The following is an 18402-nucleotide window of genomic DNA, read 5'->3' on the forward strand; positions in this document are numbered from 1 at the left end:
CCCGCTACGACAAGTTGGCCGTCCGGTTCCAGGCCGTCCTGACCATCACCATCATCTGCGAGTGGCTCTGACCCGCTTATGAAACACGCCTTAGGGCGGCGGGCGTCAGCCGGCGAGCAACGCGCCGGGGGCGACCCCGGTCAGCTCGCGGACGTCGCGGGTCAGGTGCGCCTGGTCGGCGTACCCGGCCCGGGCGGCCACCTCGGCCAGCCCGACCCCGGTCCGGGCGAGCGCCAGCGCCCGGCGCATCCGCAGGATGCGGGCGAGGGTCTTCGGGCCGTACCCGAACAGGGCCCGGCTGCGCCGGTGCAGCAGGCGCGGGCCGAGCCCGACCTCGGCGGCGGCCGCGGCCACCGGCCGGCCGGCGGCAAGCAGCGCGGCCACCCGCGGCCCGAGCGGGTCGGGCCCGCCCGCGGCGGCGAGCCGCCCGGTGGCGACCGCGGCCAGCGCGACCCCGGTCGGGCGCTCCCCCAGCCGCTCGGCGACCTCGTCCGCGGCCCGGCCCCAGAGTGATGTCAGCGGCACCCGGCGGTCCCGCAGCTCGTCGGCGGGCACGCCGAACACCGCCGGGCCGACGCCCGGCGGCAGGCGCAGGCCCAGCCAGCGCTCCCCCGCCACGGCGTGGCTGCGGTACGCCGTCCGGTCCGGCCCGGCCACCAGCAGCCCGGACCGGCTGGACCAGAGCAGGTCGAGGCAGCCGTCCGGCAGCACCCGGGTGGGCGACCCGTCGCTGACGGCGGTCCAGAGCACCGCGCCCGCTATCCCGGCCGGCCGTTCCCGATACACGCTCCCCAGCGTGCCACGACCGGGCCAGGGCGCGCGCGCCTCAGCTGTCGGTCCAGGGCAGGCGGACCGTGAAGACGGTCCGCCCCGGTCCGCTCGCCAGCCGGACGGTGCCGTGGTGCGCCGCCACCACCGCGGCCACGATGGCCAGGCCGAGGCCGGTGCTGCCGTGTTCCCGGGACCGGGAGCTGTCCCCCCGGGCGAACCGTTCGAACACCTCGTCGCGCAGCTCCGGCGGCACCCCCGGGCCGTCGTCGGCGACGCTGAGCTCCACCGCGCCGTCCACGGGGGCCAGGCGGGTGGTGACCGTGGTGCCCGGCGGCGTGTGCACCCGGGCGTTCGCCAGCAGGTTCGCCACCACCTGGTGCAGCCGGGCGGCGTCGCCCGGCACGTCGACCACCTCGTCGGGCAGGTCGAGCTGCCACCGGTGCTCGGGCCCGGCGACGTGCGCGTCGGCGACCGCCTCGACGACGAGCGCGCTGAGGTCGACCGGCTCGGTGGCCAGCGGCCGGCCGGCGTCCAGGCGGGCCAGCAGCAGCAGGTCGTCGACGAGCGCCGTCATCCGGGTGCTGGCCGACTCCACCCGCCGCAGCGCCAGCGCCACGTCCGGCGGCACCCGGTCCCGGCCGCGCCGAGCCACCTCCGCGTAGCCGCGGATCGCCGCGAGCGGCGTACGCAGCTCGTGGCTGGCGTCGGCGACGAACTGGCGGACCCGGGTCTCGCTGGCCTGCCGGGCGGCGAGCGCGGCGGCGACGTGCCCCAGCATCCGGTTCAGCGCCGCCCCCACCTGCCCGACCTCGGTACGCGGGTCGGCGTCGGGCACCCGCACCGGCAGGGCCACCTCGCCCCGGTCCAGGGGCAACTCGGTGACCCGGGTGGCGGTGGCGGCGACCCGACTGAGCGGGCGCAGCGTGGCCCGGACGATCAGCGCGCCGAGGCTGCCCGCCACCAGCAGGCCGGCCGTCACCACCCCGGCCTGCGCCACGAGCATCCACCCCACGGTCTCCTGGACCTCGGCCAGCGGGTACGCCACGGCGACGACGTCGCCGTCCGGCGCCCTGCGGGCCACCGCCCGGTAGTCGCCGCGCTCGCCGAGGTCGACGGTGCGGGGCCGCCCGTCGGGGGGCAGCGCGGTCAACGGGGCGACCGCGTCGGCGGACAGGTCCGCCAGGCCGCCGCTGTCGGTGCGGATCCGCGCCCGGGTGTCCCCGTCGGACACCCGGACGGCCACCGAGCCCACGGGAAGCCCGGGGGGCGGCTCCGCCGCCCGTTGCGCGCCGAGGGGCCACTGCCGGTCCCGGTCGGACCGCAACCACGGGGGCAGCTCGCCGCGGCGCCCGTTGTCCAGGGTGATCGCGTCGTCCACCCGGGCGATCAGGAAGTGGCGCAGCGCCACCGTGGTGAGCCCGCCGATGCCGACGCTGACCAGGGCGAGCAGCAGCACCACGGAGACCACCAGGCGCCGGCGCAGCGACCAACCGGCCAGCCAGCGCCGCAGCCGCCCGAGCAGGTCACTCCGCCGGCTTGAGGACATATCCCGCGCCGCGCAGGGTGTGGATCATCGGCGTCCGCCCCGCGTCGATCTTCTTGCGCAGATACGAGATGTAGAGCTCCACCACGTTGGCCTGGCCACCGAAGTCGTAGCTCCAGACCCGGTCGAGGATCTGCGCCTTGCTCAGCACCCGGCGCGGGTTGCGCATCAGGTAACGCAGCAGCTCGAACTCGGTGGCGGTCAGGGTGATCAGCTGCCCGTCGCGGCGCACCTCGTGGCTGTCCTCGTCCAGGCTCAGGTCGCCGACGGTGAGCACGGCGTCCGCCCGGGCGGCGACCGCGAAGCCGGAGCGGCGCAGCAGCGCCCGCAGCCGGGCGATCACCTCCTCCAGGCTGAACGGCTTGGTCACGTAGTCGTCGCCGCCGACGGTGAGCCCGGCGACCCGCTCCTCGACGGCGTCCCGGGCGGTCAGGAAGAGCACCGGCACGGTCGGACGCTGCTCGCGCAGCCGGCGCAGCACCTGGAACCCGTCCAGGTCGGGCAGCATGACGTCGAGGACCACCGCGTCCGGCTGGAACTGCCGGGCGGCGCTCAGTGCGGCCGTTCCGTCGCCGGCGCTGCGCACCTGCCAGCCCTCGTACCGCAGGGCCATCGAGAGCAGGTCGGTGAGGGTGGGCTCGTCGTCGACCACGAGCACCCGCACCGGTTCGCCGTCGGGTCGGCGCAGCTCGATCCGGCCCTGCCCGGCCTGCCCCTCCATGACCATGCCCCCATCGTCGGCCCCGTCCCTGTGCCGCACCTCGGCGGATGCTGTGTGCTCGCTGTGTGCGGCCCGGCTACTCGCCCGCACCGAGCGGGTAGGTGTGCACGAACCGCATCGTCCAGCCGCCGGCCGGGCCCGGACGGTCCCGCTCGTAGAGGTGGTCCGGCCCGGTCCCGCCCGCCGGGGCCGGGCCGTCCGGATGCCGCAGCACCCAGCGCGCGGGCGGCCCGCCGTCCGCCTCGGCCGGCAGCGGCCGGACCAGGCCGTCGGCCGGCCCGCCGACGAACCGTACGCGCACCTCAGCCATCCCCGACCACCGTCCGTCGCAACACCGGCACCTTGGGTGACACCGGCCCTGCCCGAACGCTACCGCAGCGCCGGCCCGGCCTCCGCCCACCCGGAACCCGAGGCGGTTTGCCCTGCTCGTGGCCCGGGTATCGGGTCCCGCAGCGCCGGGGTGTCAGCCCGGCGCACGGGTACGACCACGAGGAGCCACCGATGCGGACGCTGGCCGGGCGGTACGAGCTCGAGCAGCGGATCGGCATCGGCGGCATGTCGGAGGTGTGGCGCGCGCACGACGTGGTGCTGGACCGCCCGGTCGCGGTGAAGCTGATAGCCCCGGCCGGCCGGGACGAGCGGACCTCGGTGGAGCGGATCCGGGCCGAGGCCCGGTCGGCCGCCCGGCTGGTGCACCCCAATGTGGCCAGCGTGCACGACTTCGGCACGGCGACGACGATGCCGGGCCGCGAGTCGCCGTACATCGTGATGGAACTGGCCGAGGGCGAGACGCTCGCCAGCCACCTGCGCGCCGGCCCGCTGGACTGGCGCATCGGGGTCCGGGTCTGCGCCGAGATCAGCGCCGCGCTGGCCGCCGCCCACGCGCACGGCATCGTGCACCGCGACGTGAAGCCGGCCAACGTGATCCTCACCCCGGCGGGGGTGAAGGTGCTCGACTTCGGCATCGCCACCTCGGCCGGCTCGCCGGACCGGACGCCGGACGGCATGGTGGTGGGCACCCCCGCCTACCTGGCCCCCGAGCAGTTCGACCGCCAGCCGGCCACCCCGGCGGCCGACATCTACGCGCTGGGCGTGCTGATGTACTACTGCCTCACCGGGCGGTTGCCGTACCCGGCCGACTCGACCACCCAGCTGCTGGGGCTGCGCCGGCGGCAGGCCCCCGAGCCGCTGCCCGAGGTGCCCGGGCTGCCCGCCGAGGTGGCCGAGCTGTGCCAGCGCTGCCTCGACGACGACCCGGCGAACCGGCCCACCAGCCTGGTCGCCGCGCTGGTGCTCGCCGAGGCGGTGGACGCCCGGGTGTACGTGCCGATGATCGCCGCCGTCCCCCGCCCGCGCACCCCCGCCGTCGCACCGTGGACCGAACGCGCCGCGGCCGAGGTGACCGAGGCGGCCCAGATCACCGACTGGGACACGATGGCCGATCGGTGACCCGGGCGGACCAGCCGTTTCACCGTTGCCGGGCCGGGTAGCCGTCGGGTCGACGACGGGAGGAACGCCATGCCGGACTCCAGTTCCTGGCTGCACGAGGCCACGGCGACCGCCGCAGGAGGCCACGTACGTACCGACGACGGCGGGCTGTCCACGGCGCTGGCGTCCCCGTTGGCGCCGCACTGCACCGGGCTGACGCCGGAACAGCTGCTCGCCGCGGCGTTCGCGTCCTGCCTGCACCACGCGGCGGTGGAGGCCGCGGGCGAGATCACCGACGAGGCGCACACCGTTCAGGTGACCGCCGAGGCGAGACTGGGACGCGACGACGACGGCCGGTACCGCGCCGACGTGCACGCGTCGATCTCCTCGGCCGGACTGACCCGGGAGCAGTTGGCCGTTCTGGTCGAGCACGCGGACCGGCTCTGGCCCTTCTCCAGCGGGGACAGCACCCGGCACCGGCTCACCGTCGCGGCGGCGGAGAACGGCCGGCACTGAGCCGCCGGGCGCCCGTGGTCAGCGGAAGCCGGCGGTCACCGCCCGGTGGTCGCTGTCCGGGGTGGCCACGACGCCGGCCGCGGTGGGGGTGAGCCCCCGGTAGAGCACGTGGTCGGGGCGGATCATCGGCAGCCGGGCCGGCCAGGTGAAGCCGAACCCGCGTCCGGCATCCGCCTGGGCGTCGCGCAGCAGCCGGCCGAGCGGCCGGAAGGATCGGTCGGTGCTGGCCGTGTTGAGGTCGCCCAGCACGACCAGCCGCGGCGCCGGATCCGCCCGTACGGCCGCGGCCAGCGCCGCCAGGGTGCCGTCCCGGGTGCTGGTCTGCCCGGCGCGGGCCGACCCGAGGTGGGCGACGTACACCGTGACGTCCCCGCCGGGCGCGGCGACCACGGCCCGCAGGGCCCGGGTCCAGCCCAGCCCGGTGTCCACCCCGTCCTCGGCCCGGATCGGGTACCGGCTGTACAGCGCGACCGTGGACACGACCGCGCGGTGCGGGTACCGCACGGCCAGCGGGGCCGCGATCCGGTCGTCGTCGGCGACCTCCTGCAACGCGATCAGATCCGGTTCGGCGCGGGCGAGCGCGGTGACGGTGGCCGCCGGGTCGGGGTTGTCGGCGCGCAGGTTCTGGCTGGCCACCCGGAGCCCGGTCGGCTCGGTCGAGGCGTGGGACGGCAGCCAGGCGGCCCCGTGCTGGATCGACCAGATCATCGCGGGGAGCAGCACGGCGGCCAGGGCCCACCGCGACCGGCGCAGCAGCGCGGCCAGGGCCAGCGGCGGCACGCCCAGCCCGAGCAGCGGGGTGACGCTGTCCAGCAGACTGCCGAAGCCCCGCACGTTGGGCACCAGGCCGTGCCCCACCAGCACCGCGGCGAGCAGGACGGCGAGCGCGCCGACGACCAGGCCGCGCCCCGGCCGGGGCCGCTCCCGTCCCGGGGCGGACTCGTCGATCACGCTGCCGATCACTGCCGGCATGCGCTGCGGGGCCGACGGGCCCTCCCCGGGTCGGTGCGGGGCCCCTCCACCGAACGGACGATCGGGACGTTGGTCGCGTCCGATGCGATCACGCGCACCCTTCCTCCCAACAAGGACGAATTTACCCGGAATTTCGGTCATGTTCGCTTGGCCGGCTTCATGGTCCACCGAGGGTAATGCCGGGCCGGATCATGGCAAATTGTGTCGCATCCCACCAACTACCCCGATGGCAAGGGCGAAGAACCTCTCTAGGTTCGGCGGGTGCATCCCGACGACTCCCCTGAGCAGAAGCAGACCGCCACGCGACCGGCCAGCCGTTCGACCGATGCCCCCTCCTCGGAAAGGCGGGTTGGCCGCCACCGCGTCCTGGAGCCGCCCCGGCGCGCGCTGGTGCGCTCCGCCCCGTTCCGGGTGGCCCTGGCCACCGGGGTGACCTGCGCGCTGGGCGCCGCGGCCTTCGCCGGCGTCGGCTTCGGATCGGCCGAGGAGACCCCGCACGACCCGCTGCGCGAGGCGATGGCCGAGCGGGCCGCCACCGCGGCGGACCAGCCGGCCTCCCGGTCGCTGGACCGCGCGGCCGTGCGGCGGCCACCCGCCCCCGCCGCCGGCTCACCGACATCCGCGCCGAAGCCGACCGCCACCCACCGGGCGATCCCGCGCAGACCGGTCGCGCCGCGCCCGCCCCGACCGGTCGCCGGGCTCACCCAGGCCCAGATGAACAACGCCAAGGTGATCGTCGACGTGGGCCGGGACCTCAAGCTGCCCCGCCGGGCCCTGGTGGTGGCGCTCTCCACGGCGATGCAGGAGAGCGACCTGCACAATCTCGCCAGCGAGGTGGTGCCGGAGTCCCGCCGGTACCCGCACCAGGGCGCGGGCGCCGACCACGACTCGGTGGGCCTGTTCCAGCAGCGGCCGAGCAGCGGCTGGGGCACGGTGGCGCAGCTGATGGACCCGAAGTACGCGGCCCGGGCGTTCTACCTCGCCCTGCGGGAGGTCCCCGGCTGGCAGGACCTCAGCGTCACCGCCGCCGCCCAGGCGGTCCAGGTCTCCGCCTTCCCGAACGCGTACGCCCCGCACGAGCGGCGCGCCAGCACCGTGGTCGCCGCGCTGCTGGTCTGACCGAGCGGCACGCCGGCCGGGTACTGGTCGGTCGCCGCCGGCTCAGGCGACCCGGGCTCCCGGCCCCGGTTCCACCGGGGCGTCCCCCGCGCCACCGGCCGCCCGGGTTGCCGGCACCCCGGCCGCGGCGGTCGGGGTGTCCACCGCAACGGTGACACCGGAGAGCAGTTGCTCGGCCCGGGCCGCCCGCCGCCGGCGCTCGTCGAGGGCCGCCTCGAACTCCCGGCGCGCCCGCACCGCCTCGGCGTAGGCCCGGTCGCGCACCTGGCGGGCCTCCTCGCGGGCGGCGTCGAGCTCCTGCCGGGCAGCGGCGAGGATCTCCGCCGCCTCTCGCCGGACGCCCGCGGCATCCCGCCGGACCACCTGGCGGTCACCGGAACCGGCCGCGGCACGCCGATCACGATCGGCGGCCGCCGCGCCGGTGGCCGGCCCGCCCCGGCGTGCCAGCCCGGTCCGCAGCAGTTCCGCCTCCCGCCGGATCTGGTCCCACTCCCGCCCGGCGGCGGCCAGCCGCTGCACCCGCGCGGCGAGCCGGCTCAGCCGCGCGTCCACCTCGTCGAGGCAGGAGTCCACCTGCCGCTGGTCGTAGCCGATCTCAACGACCGAGAATTCCATGCTGTCGCCCCCCAGGCAGCCGATGTCGATCCCGCCACCTGTCGATCCTCGACGGCGCGGGCCCGCGCCGCGGGGGTTTCAGAAAAATGTTCACCATCCGCGCGGGGCGGCCCGGCCGGCGCGGAGCGGGACGCTCAGGCGCGCTTGGGGAGCACGACCACCCGGCCGAAGAAGTCGTCGATGCGGTGCACCACGTCGTTGAAGTCGTCCAGGTCGATCGGCTTCGTCACGTACGCGTTGGCCTGCAGGGTGTAGCTGCCCACGATGTCGGTGTCGGCGTTGGAGGTGGTCAGCACCACGATCGGGATGGTGCACAGGTCCTCGTCCCGCTTGACCTCGCCGAGCACCTGGCGGCCGTCCATCCGCGGCATGTTCAGGTCCAGCAGGATCACGTCGGGCCGGTGCGCCTCGGCGTGCCGGCCGGTACGCCGGAGGAACTCCATCGCCTCCTGGCCGTCGTTGACCACGTCGATGACCTTGTCGACGTCGGAGTCCGCCAGGGCCTCCTCGATCATCAGCACGTCGCCCGGGTCGTCGTCCACCACCAGGATGCGGACGGGGTTCGGAGCACCTGTGCGCATCGGAGACACCTGCTTCTGTCGGAAGACGGAACGGGAACCGGCCCCTGCCGGCCGGGGAAATCTAGCCCATCACGGTAGGAATCGCGAGGTGGGGTCGGGCGTGCCCGGGTCGTAGCTGAGCACCCCGGCGAGACCGGTCACCTGGAGCACCCGGTGCACCCGGCCGGTGGCCCCGGTGACCCGCAGCCAACCCCCGTCGGCGGCGGCGAGGTTGTCGCCCCGGACGAAGGCGGCGATGCCCGTGGAGTCACAGAAGGTCAGCTCGGACAGGTCGATCAGGAGCTGGCGGGCGCCCTCGGCGGCGAGCCGGTCGATCGCGGCGTTGAGTTCGGGAGCGCTGCTCATGTCGAGCTCGCCCGCCAGGTGCAGCCGCGCCGTGCCTCCGTCGTGCGGGGCGTACGTGACGGTGAAGGTCACCGCGATCCCTCTCGCTCCCACCGCAGGCGGACGCTTGCAGTGGAGCAAGTATACGCAGGGCACCGGGGGGTCCCCACACCCGGCGATCATCGTCCGGCGTGGCCCACCTCGGCGACCAGGGCCTCGCCCGCGGCCAGGAAGCGGCCGGCCCGGGGGAAGTCGTGCAGCGCCCGCCGGTAGTGCGACAGGGTCGTCCCCACCGCCCCGGCCGGTACTCCCCGACTGGTCAGGATCTCCACCAGCCACCGTACGAACTCGGTGAAGAGCGAGGCGTCGTCGACGTACAGCGCCGCGGCCAGGAAGTCCACGATGTAGCCCAGGTCGCTGACGGTCGAGTCCAGCTGCGCCCCGGTGTACGCGCTCATCCCCGGCACCCGGTCGCGCAGCTCGGCCAGCGCCGAGTCGATCAGCTCGCCCCGCCGCTTGACCAGGCCACCGTACTCGTCGCCGGCGAGATGGGACGGTTGCGCCGGGGGCAGCCGGCGCAACGTCCGCTCGTCGGCCACCAGGTCTGCCGCGGTCGGCGCGTCCGGCGCCCAGGCCACCCCGAGCCGGCGGGCCCACCGACCGTCCTCGCCGAAGCCCCGCCCGCCGACCACCACGGGTACGTCCGAGCGACGGCACGCCTCGATCATCCGGTGCGCGTGCGGCAGGCGCATCGGCAGCGCACAGGCCAGCGCCACCGCATGCGCGTCGTGCCGGTGCAGATAGGACACCAGGTGCGCGACCGGCACGCTGGCGCCGAGGAAGGTGACCTGCCAGCCGCGCAGCCGGAGCACCTCGGCCACCAGCCGGGGCGGCAGCGCGTGCCACTCACCGTCCATACAGGCCACCACGACCCGCCCACGGGTGGGCCGCGGGTTGGCCCGGCCGGCGATCGCCGCCACCACCCGCTCGCTGATGTGGGTGGCCGCGTGTTCCTGGGCCACGCTCCACTCGTTGCGCGCCCAACGCTCACCGACCTCGACCTGAGCCGGAGCGACCAGGTCGAGCAGCACCCGCTCGGCCGGCACCCCCGCGTCGAGCAACCCCAGCGCCACCTCGATCGCGGCGTACTCGTCGGCCTCGGCGAGGCAGTCCAGGTAGCGGGAGAAGGCGTGACCCGGGTCGGATTCGATGGCGGGGGCCGTCACTCCTGGTGCTCCCTCTGGTCTGGCAGGTGGGGCACGGCGTGCAGGTGCCGGGAGCCGCGCGCCCCCGTACCGGTGGCACGCAGCGCCAGCACCGCGATGTCGTCGTGGTCGCCGTGGCCCAGCCAGTCGCAGGTCACCTGCTCGACCCGCTCGGCGAGCGCGGGGGCCGGCATCCGGTGGCAGCCGGCGAGGGCGGTGACCAGGCGTTCGCTACCGAACAGCTCGTCGCCGCGCCGGCCGCCGCGCGCCTCGGTCACCCCGTCGCTGTAGAGCAGGCAGGTCTCGCCGGGCGCCAGCCGGACGATGACCTCGCCGATCCGCGGGTCGGGCACCACCCCGATCAGCATCCCGCTGAGGCCGACCGGCTCGACCTCACCGCCCGAGCGCAGCACGAGCGGCGGCAGGTGGCCTCCCCCGGCCATGGTCAGAGTGAGGCCGCCGTCGCGGTGCGGACGCACCACGCCGAGCACGATCGTCGCGAAGCGCCCCTGGCCGTGCGCCTGGGTGGTCTCCAGCAGGGCGTCGTTGAGCAGCCGCAGCAGCCGGACCGGGTGGGACTCGACCCGGTGCAGTGCCTGCAGGCACTGGCGTAGCTGACCGGTGAAGACCGCGGCCTCCACCCCCTTGCCCGACACGTCACCGAGGAAGAAGACGGAACCGCCGTCGGCGAGCCGGTGCGAGCCGTAGAAATCCCCGCCGATGCGCACCCCTGCCTGGGCGGGCCGGTACGCCGTACCCCACTGCACGCCGGCCGCCTCGGCCGGCTCCACCGGCAGCAGGCTGGCCTGGAGGGTGTCCGCCACCTCGGCCTGGTCGCGGTAGAGCACGGCGGTGGTGAGCGCGGCGCCGGCCCGGGCCGCGAACGCCCGGACCAGGTCGATGTCGGCCTCGTCGTAGCAGCGGGTGGCCCGGCGGGCGACCAGCAGCACCCCGACCGGGGAGTCGTGGCCGGGCAGCGGCACGACGCGGGCGGACGTCGCCTGGGCGGGCAGCCCCGGCAGCCAGCCGGCGTCGACGGCCTGCTCGACCAGCCAGTCCACGGTGTGCGGCTCGGCGCCGGTCAGGCCCTCCTCGATCGCCGCCGGCAGGTCGGCGGCGGCCAGCACGCCGCTGTCGACGATCGGTGTCTCGTCCTGCGACCGGGCGGCCCGCCACCAGCGCGCCCGGCCGGCGCGGGGGGCGAGCACCAGCACCGAGACCTCGGCGAGGGTCGGCACCGCCAGCCGCACCACGGCGGCCGCGGCCCGGTCCGGGTGCAGCGGGTTGCCCAGCTTCTCCCCCACCACCGCCAGGAAGGCCGAGCGGGCACGTTCGGCCAGCAGCGCGTCGGAGCGGGTGATGCTCCCGGTGACGTCCTCCACGTAACGGCACGACCGCCCGGCGGAGAGCGGCACCCGGCGCACCCGCAGCCGGCGGTCGCGGTGGCTGAACTCCGCCGGCGCGTCCGGCGCGGTCAGCTCGCGGACCCCGGCGTTGACCAGCGGGACGTCGGGGATGACCTCGGGCAGCAGCCGCTCGGCGACGGCACTGAGGTGACGCACCACACCGTCGGCGTCGCAGACGATCAGGCCCTCGCGGAAGTGCTCGACGACCTCCGACCAGTCCGGCGCGGCTTGGCCCCGGTCGGGGGCGAGCGGTGGCAGCCCGGACGCAGACCGGGTCGGAACGTCGGCGGCCCACGCCGGAGCGCGTGCGGCACTCGGCGTGGAGATCCGTCCGTCGCCCGGGTCCCAGCCCCTGGCGTCGGCAGCAGTCACCAGCTAAGCCCCACTCCTCGTCGAGTCCCGTGGACCGTTCGGAACGGCCGTGTGTTCCCTGCTCTTCGCCCCACCCTACGCCGGTATGCCGGTACCGCCATCCGAGGCGAGCCCCCGTCCCGTTGCGGCCCGGGGCCGGCATTGCGCACCCGTCGGCGTGTTTCCCCACATTGCCCGTCCCCGGGAGTTTTCCTTCCCGGCGAGCTGCTCGCGGTCGCCCCGCCGATGGCCGACCGGGCCGTCCGCGACGTCGGCTGAGCGGTCCAACCCCGGGATCGGGGCGGCCCCCGGCCCTGGGACCAGGGGCCGGGGGCCGGAGTAATGCCTATGCGGCGGTGACCGGTTGCAGTCGGGGTCCGCTCTCCCGCAGCTCGTCCGGATTCGGCGGCTCGGCGTCCTCGGGCGCCCCGGAATCCGGCGTCTGGAACAGGTACCGGACGAACTCCCCGCCCACCTCGTTGTCGTCCGCACCGGGCCACTGGCCGACACAGTCGACGCCGACGACCTCGCGGCCGGTGCCGTCGGCCTCCTCCAGCAGCGCCCAGAGGCTCACCGGGTAACAGCTGGTCCGCTCCGGGGTCACCTGCCAGCGGGCGTACCAGCCGGGGCGCGCCGGGACGATCTCGACGATCCTCTTCATGACGACCTTCCCTTCCGCCTGCTCGGACGAAATTCCGGTCCACTCGAATCGTGCCGCCGCTGCGGGTGAGCGCCCCTCACCCGCAGCGGATGAAGCCTGGACCGCCCGCCCCGCCGGGACTGGCCGGCGAGGCGTTACCTTCCTCGCCCTTCTGGGAACGCGACGGGATCGGAGCACACCAGCCGACGCAGAGACGAGGTGTGACGATGCGCAAGCAGATGGAAGGCGACAACCAACGCCGCCGGGCCCTGGCCCGGGACGCCCGCGAGCGCGGCCAGCGAGCCAGCGAGACCGGCGCCAGCCTGAGCGCCACCAAACAGCTCACCCACCTCGACCAGGGCAGACGGGCCGGACCGCCGCCGGCCGGCCGGCGAAAGCCCGACCGCACGAGAGGTGGCCCGGCACCGCCCGCGGTGGCGACGCGCGCGCCCACCCGGCCCCGTCCGGGTCCCCGCGCGGGGGCGCCGGCCATGGGCTACCGGGAACTGGTGGACGACGTCGGCCGCCGGGCCGGGGTGGACTTCTCCACCGCCAAGGTGGCGGCCGAGGCCACCGTGCTGACCCTGGCCTGGGCGCTGGACGAGGCGGCCCGCGAGCGGCTGCTCGAGGCGGTGCCGGTGAAGCTGCACGACGTGGTGCCGATCGACGGCGTGGAGCGGCACGAGGACCTGCCGGGCTTCCTGGCCGAGGTGGGCCGGCGCAGCCGCCTCACCCCGGAACAGGCGCGCTACCAGGCACAGGCCACCCTCGCCGCGCTGGCCGAGCGGGACGGCGATCTGGTCGCCTCGCTGGACGTACCCGACGGGTTGCGCGACCTGTTGGCGTCCCCGCCGGTCGGCGGCGGCCTGGTCGGCGCGAGCACGTCGACCGCGCCGCTGACCGAGCCGGAGCTGCGCGCGGCGCTCGCCCGGTTGCCGTACTGGTCCAGCGATCGCCGCTCGCTGGTGCGGACCGTCGAGCTGCCGGCGGAGAACCTCGACCGGGTGCTGGACCGGGTCGACCGGCTCCGCGACGAGACCGGCCGGGCACCCCAGATCGGCCGGCCGACCGCCGACACGGCGGTGCTCACCGTACGCAGCAGCCGGGCCGACGCGGTCACCACGCTCGACGTGGATCTCGCCGGGCGGGTGGACGACGCCGTCGACGAGGCCGGCGCCGGGATGAACGCCGGCTGACCGGCGCGGCCCGGGCCCGCTCGCGGTGATACCCGCGGGCGGGCCCGGCCGGGTCTGGCGCTACCGTGCGGCGTGCCCACCGGAGACGATCCGCCCGAACTGGTCCCCGACCCCCGCCGGCGTACCGGCCGCACCCTGCTCGCCGGGGGCGTCGCCCAGTCGTACGTGGACGTCGCCGACCCCCGCCACCTGCAATTCGAGTACGTGCGCCGGATGGCGCGCCTGCTCGACCTGGCGGCCCCGCCCGGCGCCCCGCTGGCCGCCCTGCACCTCGGCGGCGGGGCGTTGACCCTGCCCCGCTACCTCGCCGCCACCCGGCCCGGGTCGGTTCAGACCGTGGTCGAGCGGGATCCCCGGGTGGTGGAGCTGGTCCAACGCGAGCTGCCATCCCTGCCCGCCGAGGTACGCGTCGAGGTCGCCGACGCCCGCGCGGCGGTCACCGCCGCCGCGCCCGACCGGTACGACGTGGTGCTCGCCGACGTCTACCGGGCGGCCCGGATGCCGCCCCACGTCGCCGCCGTCGAGTTCGTGGCGGAGGTGGCCCGGGTGCTCCGGCCGGACGGCGTCTACCTGGTGAACGTGACCGACCTGCCGCCGCTGGTCTTCACCCGCGGCCAGGTGGCCACCCTGCGGGCCGTGTTCGGTGAGGTCTGCCTGGTCGCCGACCGGCGCATGCTGCGCGCCCGCCGCTACGGCAACCTGGTGCTGGCCGCCGCGGCGCGCCCGGGCCGGCTGCCGGTGTCCCGCCTCGCCGGTGAGGTCGCCCGGGACCCGGTGCCCGGCGCGGTGCTGCACGCCGCGGCCCTGGACCGCTTCGTCGCCGGCGCCCGCCCGGCCACCGATGCCGGGCTGGGCACCGACCTCCCGCCGGCCTGAGCGGCCCCGAGGGCCTGCGTCCGGGGTTTCCGGGCAGGTGCGCGGGGTAGCCGCGGCGGATGAGGGACGGCGACGACCGGCGTACGGCCCGGCGGGCGATGATCGTGATCGGCCTGCTGCTGGCCACCGTCGCCGGCCTGGCGCTGGTCTGGGAGACCCGGCGGGTGCTGAGTTGGCTGGTGGTCGCCGCGTTCTTCGCGGTCGCACTGAAGCCGGCGGTGGACGCGCTGCAACGCCGGCTGGTCCCCCGGCGGGCGCTGGCCACCCTGCTGGTCTTCCTGGCCGCCTTCACCGTGCTGGCCGCGCTGGGCGCGGGCATCGTGCTGCCCCTGCTGAACGAGGTGAGCCGGTTCGTCGACCGGGCACCCGAGGTGTACCGGGAGGCCCGGGTGGGGCGCGGACCACTCGGCGAGATGCTGGAACGGCTGCGGATACGCGAGTACGTGACCTCGCACCCCGAGCAGCTGCGGCGCTACGGCGACCAGCTGCGCCAGCCGGCGGTCGGCGTGGTCCGGGGCGTGCTCAGCACGCTCGCCGGGCTAGTCACGGTGATCGTGCTGGCGTACCTGATGGTGCTGGAGGCCCCGAAGATCATCCGGGCGACGCTGGCCCTGCTGGGCGACGGCGCGGCCGGGCGGCTGCGGCGGATCGGGCGGGAGTGCTCCCGTACGGTCACCGGCTACCTGAGCGGGAACCTGCTGATCAGCGTGATCTGCGGGGTGCTCACCTTCCTGGTGCTGCTGCTCACCGGCGTCCCGTTCGCCGGGGTGATCGCCCTGCTGGTCGCCATCGCCGACCTGATCCCGCTGGTCGGGGCGACCCTGGGGGCCATCATCGCGGGGGGCGCCGGGTTCCTGCACTCCCCCACCGCGGGCGTCGTGGTGCTGGTCTTCTTCGTGGTCTACCAGCAGGTGGAGAATCATCTGCTGCAACCGGTCATCATGGGTCGCGCGGTGCGGCTCAACCCGCTGACGGTGCTGGTGAGCGTGCTGCTCGCGGTCGAGCTGGCCGGCCTGGTCGGGGCGCTGCTGGCCATCCCGGCGGCGGGTGTCGCGCAGGTGCTGCTGCGCGAGTTCGGGCCGGCCAGGCGGGGGCCGGTGCCCCCGCCTGCCGACCGGTCAGCCGCGCCGGATGACCTCGGGTGACTCGCTCTCCAACGGCACCGCGTGCGCCGGCACCAGACCGAGCTGCACCGCGGGGCGGGTCAGGGCCGCGTCGAGCGCCCAGTCCGCGCCGATCCGGGCCCGGTTGGACGGCATGGCCAGCAGGTGGTAGCCGCGGGTCACCGCCTTGGCGGGCAGCCCGGACAGCGACAGCTTCAGCGGGTTCGCCGCCGCGTCCTTGCCGCCCAGGTCGACCACCCAACCCAGGTCGTGGTGCTTGTACGGCCGGCGCCGGCCCTGGCCGTACGAGGCGGCGATGTTGTGCGCGGCGAGCTTGCCCTGCCGCTGCGCGTGCTGGGCGGTCATCGTGCAGATCTCGCCCGGTCGGGTCAGGTCGGGCACCGCGGCGGCGTCGCCGCAGGCGTACACCTCGGGGTAGCCGGGGACGTTGAGGTACTCGTCGGTGATCAGGCGGCCCTTCTCGGTCCGCAGCCCCAACTGCGCCACGAACGGGTCGGGGCGCACGCCGACGCACCAGGCCAGGGTGCAGGTCGGGACGTACTCGCCGTCGGTGAGCCGGACCCCGTCCGGGGTGGCCTCCGCCACCGAGGTGCCCATCCGCACGTCGACCCCGCGCCGGCGCAGCACCCGGTCGGCGGTGGTGGACATCCGCTGGTCCAGTTCCGGCAGCACCCGGGACGCCACGTCCAGCAGCATCCAGCGGGGGCGCACGGTCAGCCTGGGGCGCTGGGCGGCCAGCGCGTCGGTGAAGAGCTGCCCGTGCGCGGCGACCTCCGTCCCGGTGTAGCCGGCCCCGACCACCACGAAGGTGGACCGGGCCCGCTGTTCGGCCGGGTCCTCGGCCTGCTCGGCGAGCTCGATCTGCCGGACCACGTGGTCGTGCAGGTAGAGCGCCTCGGGCAGGCTGCGGAAGCCGTGCGCGTACTCGGTCACCCCGGGGATGGGCAGCAGCTTGTTGACGCTGCCCACCGCGAGCACCAAGCGGTCGTAGGCGAGCTTGTTGCGGTCGCCCTCGGGCTGGGTGAAGCCGACCCAGCGGTTATGCAGGTCGACCCGGTCCGCCTCGCCGATCACCACCCGGACCCCGTCGAGGGTGCCGGACAGCGGCACCGCGATCCGGGTCGGTTCCACCACCCCGGCCGCCACCTCGGGCAGCAGCGGCAGGTAGAGGAAGTAGTCGGTCGAGTTCAGCAGCACGATCTCGGCCCGCTCGCCGGCGAGCCGGTGCAACGTCTTCGCCGCGTGGTAACCGGCGAATCCGGCACCCACGATCACCACCCGAGGTTTCGTCATGGTGCCTGCCGTTCCCACCCGCACGCCCGACAAACGTCGCCGGTGGCCGGGCCGAGCCCGGCCCGATACATCACGATGGATATGGACAACCGGCATCGAATGTGATGAGGATGCTTCATGGGAGCAGACGAGACGACCGGGGCACGCCCCACCGGGCCCAGCCGCCGGACCTTCCTGACCGCCTCCGCCGCGGCCACCGCCGCCGCCGTCGCCACGCCGGTGGCCGCCACCCCGGCCACCGCCGCACCGACCCTCATCCCACCCGGCCCCGGCCACCCGATCACCCCGCAATCCCCGGACCGCGAGCTGCGCACCCTGCTGCGCGAGATCGACCGGCACCGGATCGAGGCCACCGTGCGCCGGCTGGCCGCCTTCGGCACCCGGCACACCCTCTCCGACCAGGACGACCCGCGGCGGGGCATCGGCGCCGCCCGGGACTGGATCCACGAGCAGCTGACCGGGTACGCCGCGGCCTCCGGCGGGCGGATGACGGTGCAGCTCCAGTCGTACGTCCAGCAGCCCGCGTCCCGGATCCCGGTCCCCACCCGGATCACCAACGTGGTCGCCACCCTGCGCGGCGACACCGCGCCCGAGCGGGTGTACGTGGTCACCGGACACTACGACTCCCGAGCGACCGACGTGATGGACGCCGTCAGCGACGCCCCGGGCGCCGACGACGACGCCTCCGGCGTGGCGGTGCTGATGGAGCTGGCCCGGGTGCTGGCGACCCGGCGCACCGAGGCGACGATCGTGCTCGCCGCGGTGGCCGGCGAGGAGCAGGGCCTGTACGGCTCGACGTACCTGGCCGGGCAGCTCAAGGCGGCCGGCCTGGACGTGCAGGGCATGTTCAGCAACGACATCGTGGGCTCGTCCACCGCCGACGACGGCACCCGCGACCCGCGGGTGGTCCGACTCTTCGCCGAGGGGGTGCCGACCGCGGAGACGCCGGCGGAGGCGAGCACCCGGCAGTCGGTCGGCGGTGAGAACGACTCCCCGTCGCGGCAGCTGGCCCGGTTCGTCACCGACGTGTCCGACAGCGGCGCCACCGGCATCCGGGTCCGGGTGATCTACCGGCGGGACCGTTACCTGCGGGGCAGCGACCACATCCCGTTCCTCCGGCAGGGCTGGCCGGCCGGCCGGTTCACCGAGCCCAACGAGGACTTCGCCCACCAGCACCAGGACGTCCGGGTGGTGGCCGGCAAGCAGTACGGCGACCTGCCGGAGTTCTGCGACTTCGACTACATCACCCGGGTGGCCCGGGTGAACGCCGCGGCGCTGTGGTCCCTCGCCCAGGGCCCCGGCACGCCGAAGGGGGTCGTCGTGGTCACCACGAACCTGACCAACGACACCACCCTGCGCTGGCGGCGCGGCGACGAGCCGGACCTGGCCGGCTACGAGGTGGTGTGGCGGGAGACCACCGCCGCCGAGTGGCAGCGGGTGATCGCGGTCGGCGACGTCACCGAGGTGACCGTCGACCTGTCCAAGGACAACGTCTTCTTCGGCGTACGCGCGGTCGACCACGCCGGCCACCGCAGCCCGGTGGCGTTCCCCCGCCCGGGCAGCTGAGGTGTAAGGCGGGGCCCTTGTTAACACCCGTCTGTTAACAGGGGCCCCCGCCGCACTTGGGCGCGGGGCGGCGGACGCGCTCCGGCGCCGGTACGGTGAGCGGGCTCCAACGACGATCGGAGGATGATCATGGGTACGGCTGCTCTCGGCACGAT

Annotated in this window: 19 protein-coding genes; 7 read left to right on the plus strand and 12 right to left on the minus strand. The window is 75.3% G+C overall.

Annotated features, from left to right (window positions below; all coding sequences use genetic code 11):
* Positions 1 to 105: 105 nt before the first annotated feature.
* The 4 genes from AB0H57_RS26415 to AB0H57_RS26430 form a co-directional block, all read right to left on the minus strand.
* Positions 106 to 786 (minus strand): helix-turn-helix transcriptional regulator, encoded by a 681-nt coding sequence (locus AB0H57_RS26415; RefSeq protein WP_357510915.1) that lies wholly within the window; start codon positions 784 to 786, stop codon positions 106 to 108.
* A 40-nt stretch (positions 787 to 826) separates the two neighbouring features.
* Positions 827 to 2317, minus strand: coding sequence for a HAMP domain-containing sensor histidine kinase (locus AB0H57_RS26420; RefSeq protein WP_357510917.1), 1491 nt, complete (start codon positions 2315 to 2317; stop codon positions 827 to 829).
* On the minus strand, positions 2295 to 3035 hold the full coding sequence (locus AB0H57_RS26425; RefSeq protein WP_357510999.1) for a response regulator transcription factor: 741 nt from the start codon (positions 3033 to 3035) through the stop codon (positions 2295 to 2297). The genes AB0H57_RS26420 and AB0H57_RS26425 overlap by 23 nt, the downstream gene beginning before the upstream one ends.
* 76 nt (positions 3036 to 3111) lie before the next feature.
* Entirely contained in the window at positions 3112 to 3345 is a 234-nt protein-coding gene (locus AB0H57_RS26430) for a hypothetical protein (protein WP_357510919.1), read from the minus strand.
* A 191-nt stretch (positions 3346 to 3536) separates the two neighbouring features.
* On the opposite strand from AB0H57_RS26430, the gene AB0H57_RS26435 reads away from it, so the two are divergent.
* Both AB0H57_RS26435 and AB0H57_RS26440 read left to right on the plus strand, forming a co-directional pair.
* The gene (locus tag AB0H57_RS26435; RefSeq protein ID WP_357510921.1) at positions 3537 to 4484 is read left to right on the plus strand and encodes a serine/threonine-protein kinase; all 948 of its coding nucleotides are present in this window, start codon (positions 3537 to 3539) and stop codon (positions 4482 to 4484) included.
* A 69-nt stretch (positions 4485 to 4553) separates the two neighbouring features.
* Entirely contained in the window at positions 4554 to 4979 is a 426-nt protein-coding gene (locus AB0H57_RS26440) for an OsmC family protein (RefSeq protein WP_357510923.1), read from the plus strand.
* 18 nt (positions 4980 to 4997) lie between these two features.
* On the opposite strand, the gene AB0H57_RS26445 is transcribed toward AB0H57_RS26440, so the two are convergent.
* Positions 4998 to 5942, minus strand: a complete 945-nt coding sequence (locus AB0H57_RS26445) for an endonuclease/exonuclease/phosphatase family protein (RefSeq protein WP_357510925.1) — start codon at positions 5940 to 5942, stop codon at positions 4998 to 5000.
* Between the two features lie 270 nt (positions 5943 to 6212).
* Here AB0H57_RS26445 and AB0H57_RS26450 point away from each other — a divergent pair, with 270 nt between their 5' ends.
* Complete coding sequence (locus tag AB0H57_RS26450) at positions 6213 to 7070, plus strand: hypothetical protein (RefSeq protein ID WP_357510927.1); 858 nt, start codon at positions 6213 to 6215, stop codon at positions 7068 to 7070.
* Between the two features lie 42 nt (positions 7071 to 7112).
* On the opposite strand, the gene AB0H57_RS26455 is transcribed toward AB0H57_RS26450, so the two are convergent.
* From AB0H57_RS26455 to AB0H57_RS26480, 6 genes are all read right to left on the minus strand, one after another.
* Positions 7113 to 7685: an ATPase gene (locus AB0H57_RS26455; RefSeq protein WP_357510929.1), complete on the minus strand. Its 573-nt coding sequence runs from the start codon at positions 7683 to 7685 to the stop codon at positions 7113 to 7115.
* A 134-nt stretch (positions 7686 to 7819) separates the two neighbouring features.
* Entirely contained in the window at positions 7820 to 8266 is a 447-nt protein-coding gene (locus tag AB0H57_RS26460) for a response regulator (RefSeq protein WP_357510931.1), read from the minus strand.
* Positions 8267 to 8335: 69 nt separating this feature from the next.
* Positions 8336 to 8683, minus strand: a complete 348-nt coding sequence (locus tag AB0H57_RS26465) for an STAS domain-containing protein (protein WP_357510933.1) — start codon at positions 8681 to 8683, stop codon at positions 8336 to 8338.
* Positions 8684 to 8769: 86 nt separating this feature from the next.
* Complete coding sequence (locus AB0H57_RS26470) at positions 8770 to 9816, minus strand: cobalamin-dependent protein (protein WP_357510935.1); 1047 nt, start codon at positions 9814 to 9816, stop codon at positions 8770 to 8772.
* Entirely contained in the window at positions 9813 to 11573 is a 1761-nt protein-coding gene (locus AB0H57_RS26475; protein ID WP_357510937.1) for a PP2C family protein-serine/threonine phosphatase, read from the minus strand. The genes AB0H57_RS26470 and AB0H57_RS26475 overlap by 4 nt, the downstream gene beginning before the upstream one ends.
* 325 nt (positions 11574 to 11898) lie before the next feature.
* Positions 11899 to 12213, minus strand: a complete 315-nt coding sequence (locus tag AB0H57_RS26480; RefSeq protein ID WP_357510939.1) for a hypothetical protein — start codon at positions 12211 to 12213, stop codon at positions 11899 to 11901.
* A 206-nt stretch (positions 12214 to 12419) separates the two neighbouring features.
* Between AB0H57_RS26480 and AB0H57_RS26485 the strand changes: the two genes are divergently transcribed.
* From AB0H57_RS26485 to AB0H57_RS26495, 3 genes are all read left to right on the plus strand, one after another.
* Complete coding sequence (locus AB0H57_RS26485; RefSeq protein WP_357510941.1) at positions 12420 to 13388, plus strand: DUF2267 domain-containing protein; 969 nt, start codon at positions 12420 to 12422, stop codon at positions 13386 to 13388.
* 72 nt (positions 13389 to 13460) lie between these two features.
* Complete coding sequence (locus AB0H57_RS26490; RefSeq protein ID WP_357510943.1) at positions 13461 to 14264, plus strand: fused MFS/spermidine synthase; 804 nt, start codon at positions 13461 to 13463, stop codon at positions 14262 to 14264.
* A 59-nt stretch (positions 14265 to 14323) separates the two neighbouring features.
* The gene (locus tag AB0H57_RS26495; RefSeq protein WP_357510945.1) at positions 14324 to 15409 is read left to right on the plus strand and encodes an AI-2E family transporter; all 1086 of its coding nucleotides are present in this window, start codon (positions 14324 to 14326) and stop codon (positions 15407 to 15409) included.
* Here the strand turns inward: AB0H57_RS26495 and AB0H57_RS26500 are convergent.
* Positions 15383 to 16681 carry an NAD(P)/FAD-dependent oxidoreductase gene (locus tag AB0H57_RS26500; protein WP_357510947.1) on the minus strand — a complete coding sequence of 433 codons (1299 nt, stop codon included), beginning with the start codon at positions 16679 to 16681 and terminating at the stop codon, positions 15383 to 15385. The two genes, AB0H57_RS26495 and AB0H57_RS26500, sit on opposite strands and share 27 nt — an antisense overlap.
* Before the next feature lie 117 nt (positions 16682 to 16798).
* Here AB0H57_RS26500 and AB0H57_RS26505 point away from each other — a divergent pair, with 117 nt between their 5' ends.
* Complete coding sequence (locus AB0H57_RS26505; RefSeq protein ID WP_357510949.1) at positions 16799 to 18247, plus strand: M20/M25/M40 family metallo-hydrolase; 1449 nt, start codon at positions 16799 to 16801, stop codon at positions 18245 to 18247.
* The last annotated feature ends 155 nt before the right edge of the window (positions 18248 to 18402 follow it).

This window comes from Micromonospora sp. NPDC050686 (assembly GCF_040654475.1).
GTDB lineage: Bacteria > Actinomycetota > Actinomycetes > Mycobacteriales > Micromonosporaceae > Micromonospora.

Coding starts and splice junctions, on each gene's coding strand:
- AB0H57_RS26420 (WP_357510917.1), bottom strand. CDS start 2,317: ATGTCCTCAAGCCGGCGGAGTGACCTGCTCGGGCGGCTGCGGCGCTGG.
- AB0H57_RS26425 (WP_357510999.1), bottom strand. CDS start 3,035: ATGGAGGGGCAGGCCGGGCAGGGCCGGATCGAGCTGCGCCGACCCGAC.
- AB0H57_RS26430 (WP_357510919.1), bottom strand. CDS start 3,345: ATGGCTGAGGTGCGCGTACGGTTCGTCGGCGGGCCGGCCGACGGCCTG.
- AB0H57_RS26435 (WP_357510921.1), top strand. CDS start 3,537: ATGCGGACGCTGGCCGGGCGGTACGAGCTCGAGCAGCGGATCGGCATC.
- AB0H57_RS26440 (WP_357510923.1), top strand. CDS start 4,554: ATGCCGGACTCCAGTTCCTGGCTGCACGAGGCCACGGCGACCGCCGCA.
- AB0H57_RS26455 (WP_357510929.1), bottom strand. CDS start 7,685: ATGGAATTCTCGGTCGTTGAGATCGGCTACGACCAGCGGCAGGTGGAC.
- AB0H57_RS26460 (WP_357510931.1), bottom strand. CDS start 8,266: ATGCGCACAGGTGCTCCGAACCCCGTCCGCATCCTGGTGGTGGACGAC.
- AB0H57_RS26480 (WP_357510939.1), bottom strand. CDS start 12,213: ATGAAGAGGATCGTCGAGATCGTCCCGGCGCGCCCCGGCTGGTACGCC.
- AB0H57_RS26485 (WP_357510941.1), top strand. CDS start 12,420: ATGCGCAAGCAGATGGAAGGCGACAACCAACGCCGCCGGGCCCTGGCC.
- AB0H57_RS26495 (WP_357510945.1), top strand. CDS start 14,324: ATGAGGGACGGCGACGACCGGCGTACGGCCCGGCGGGCGATGATCGTG.
- AB0H57_RS26500 (WP_357510947.1), bottom strand. CDS start 16,681: ATGACGAAACCTCGGGTGGTGATCGTGGGTGCCGGATTCGCCGGTTAC.
- AB0H57_RS26505 (WP_357510949.1), top strand. CDS start 16,799: ATGGGAGCAGACGAGACGACCGGGGCACGCCCCACCGGGCCCAGCCGC.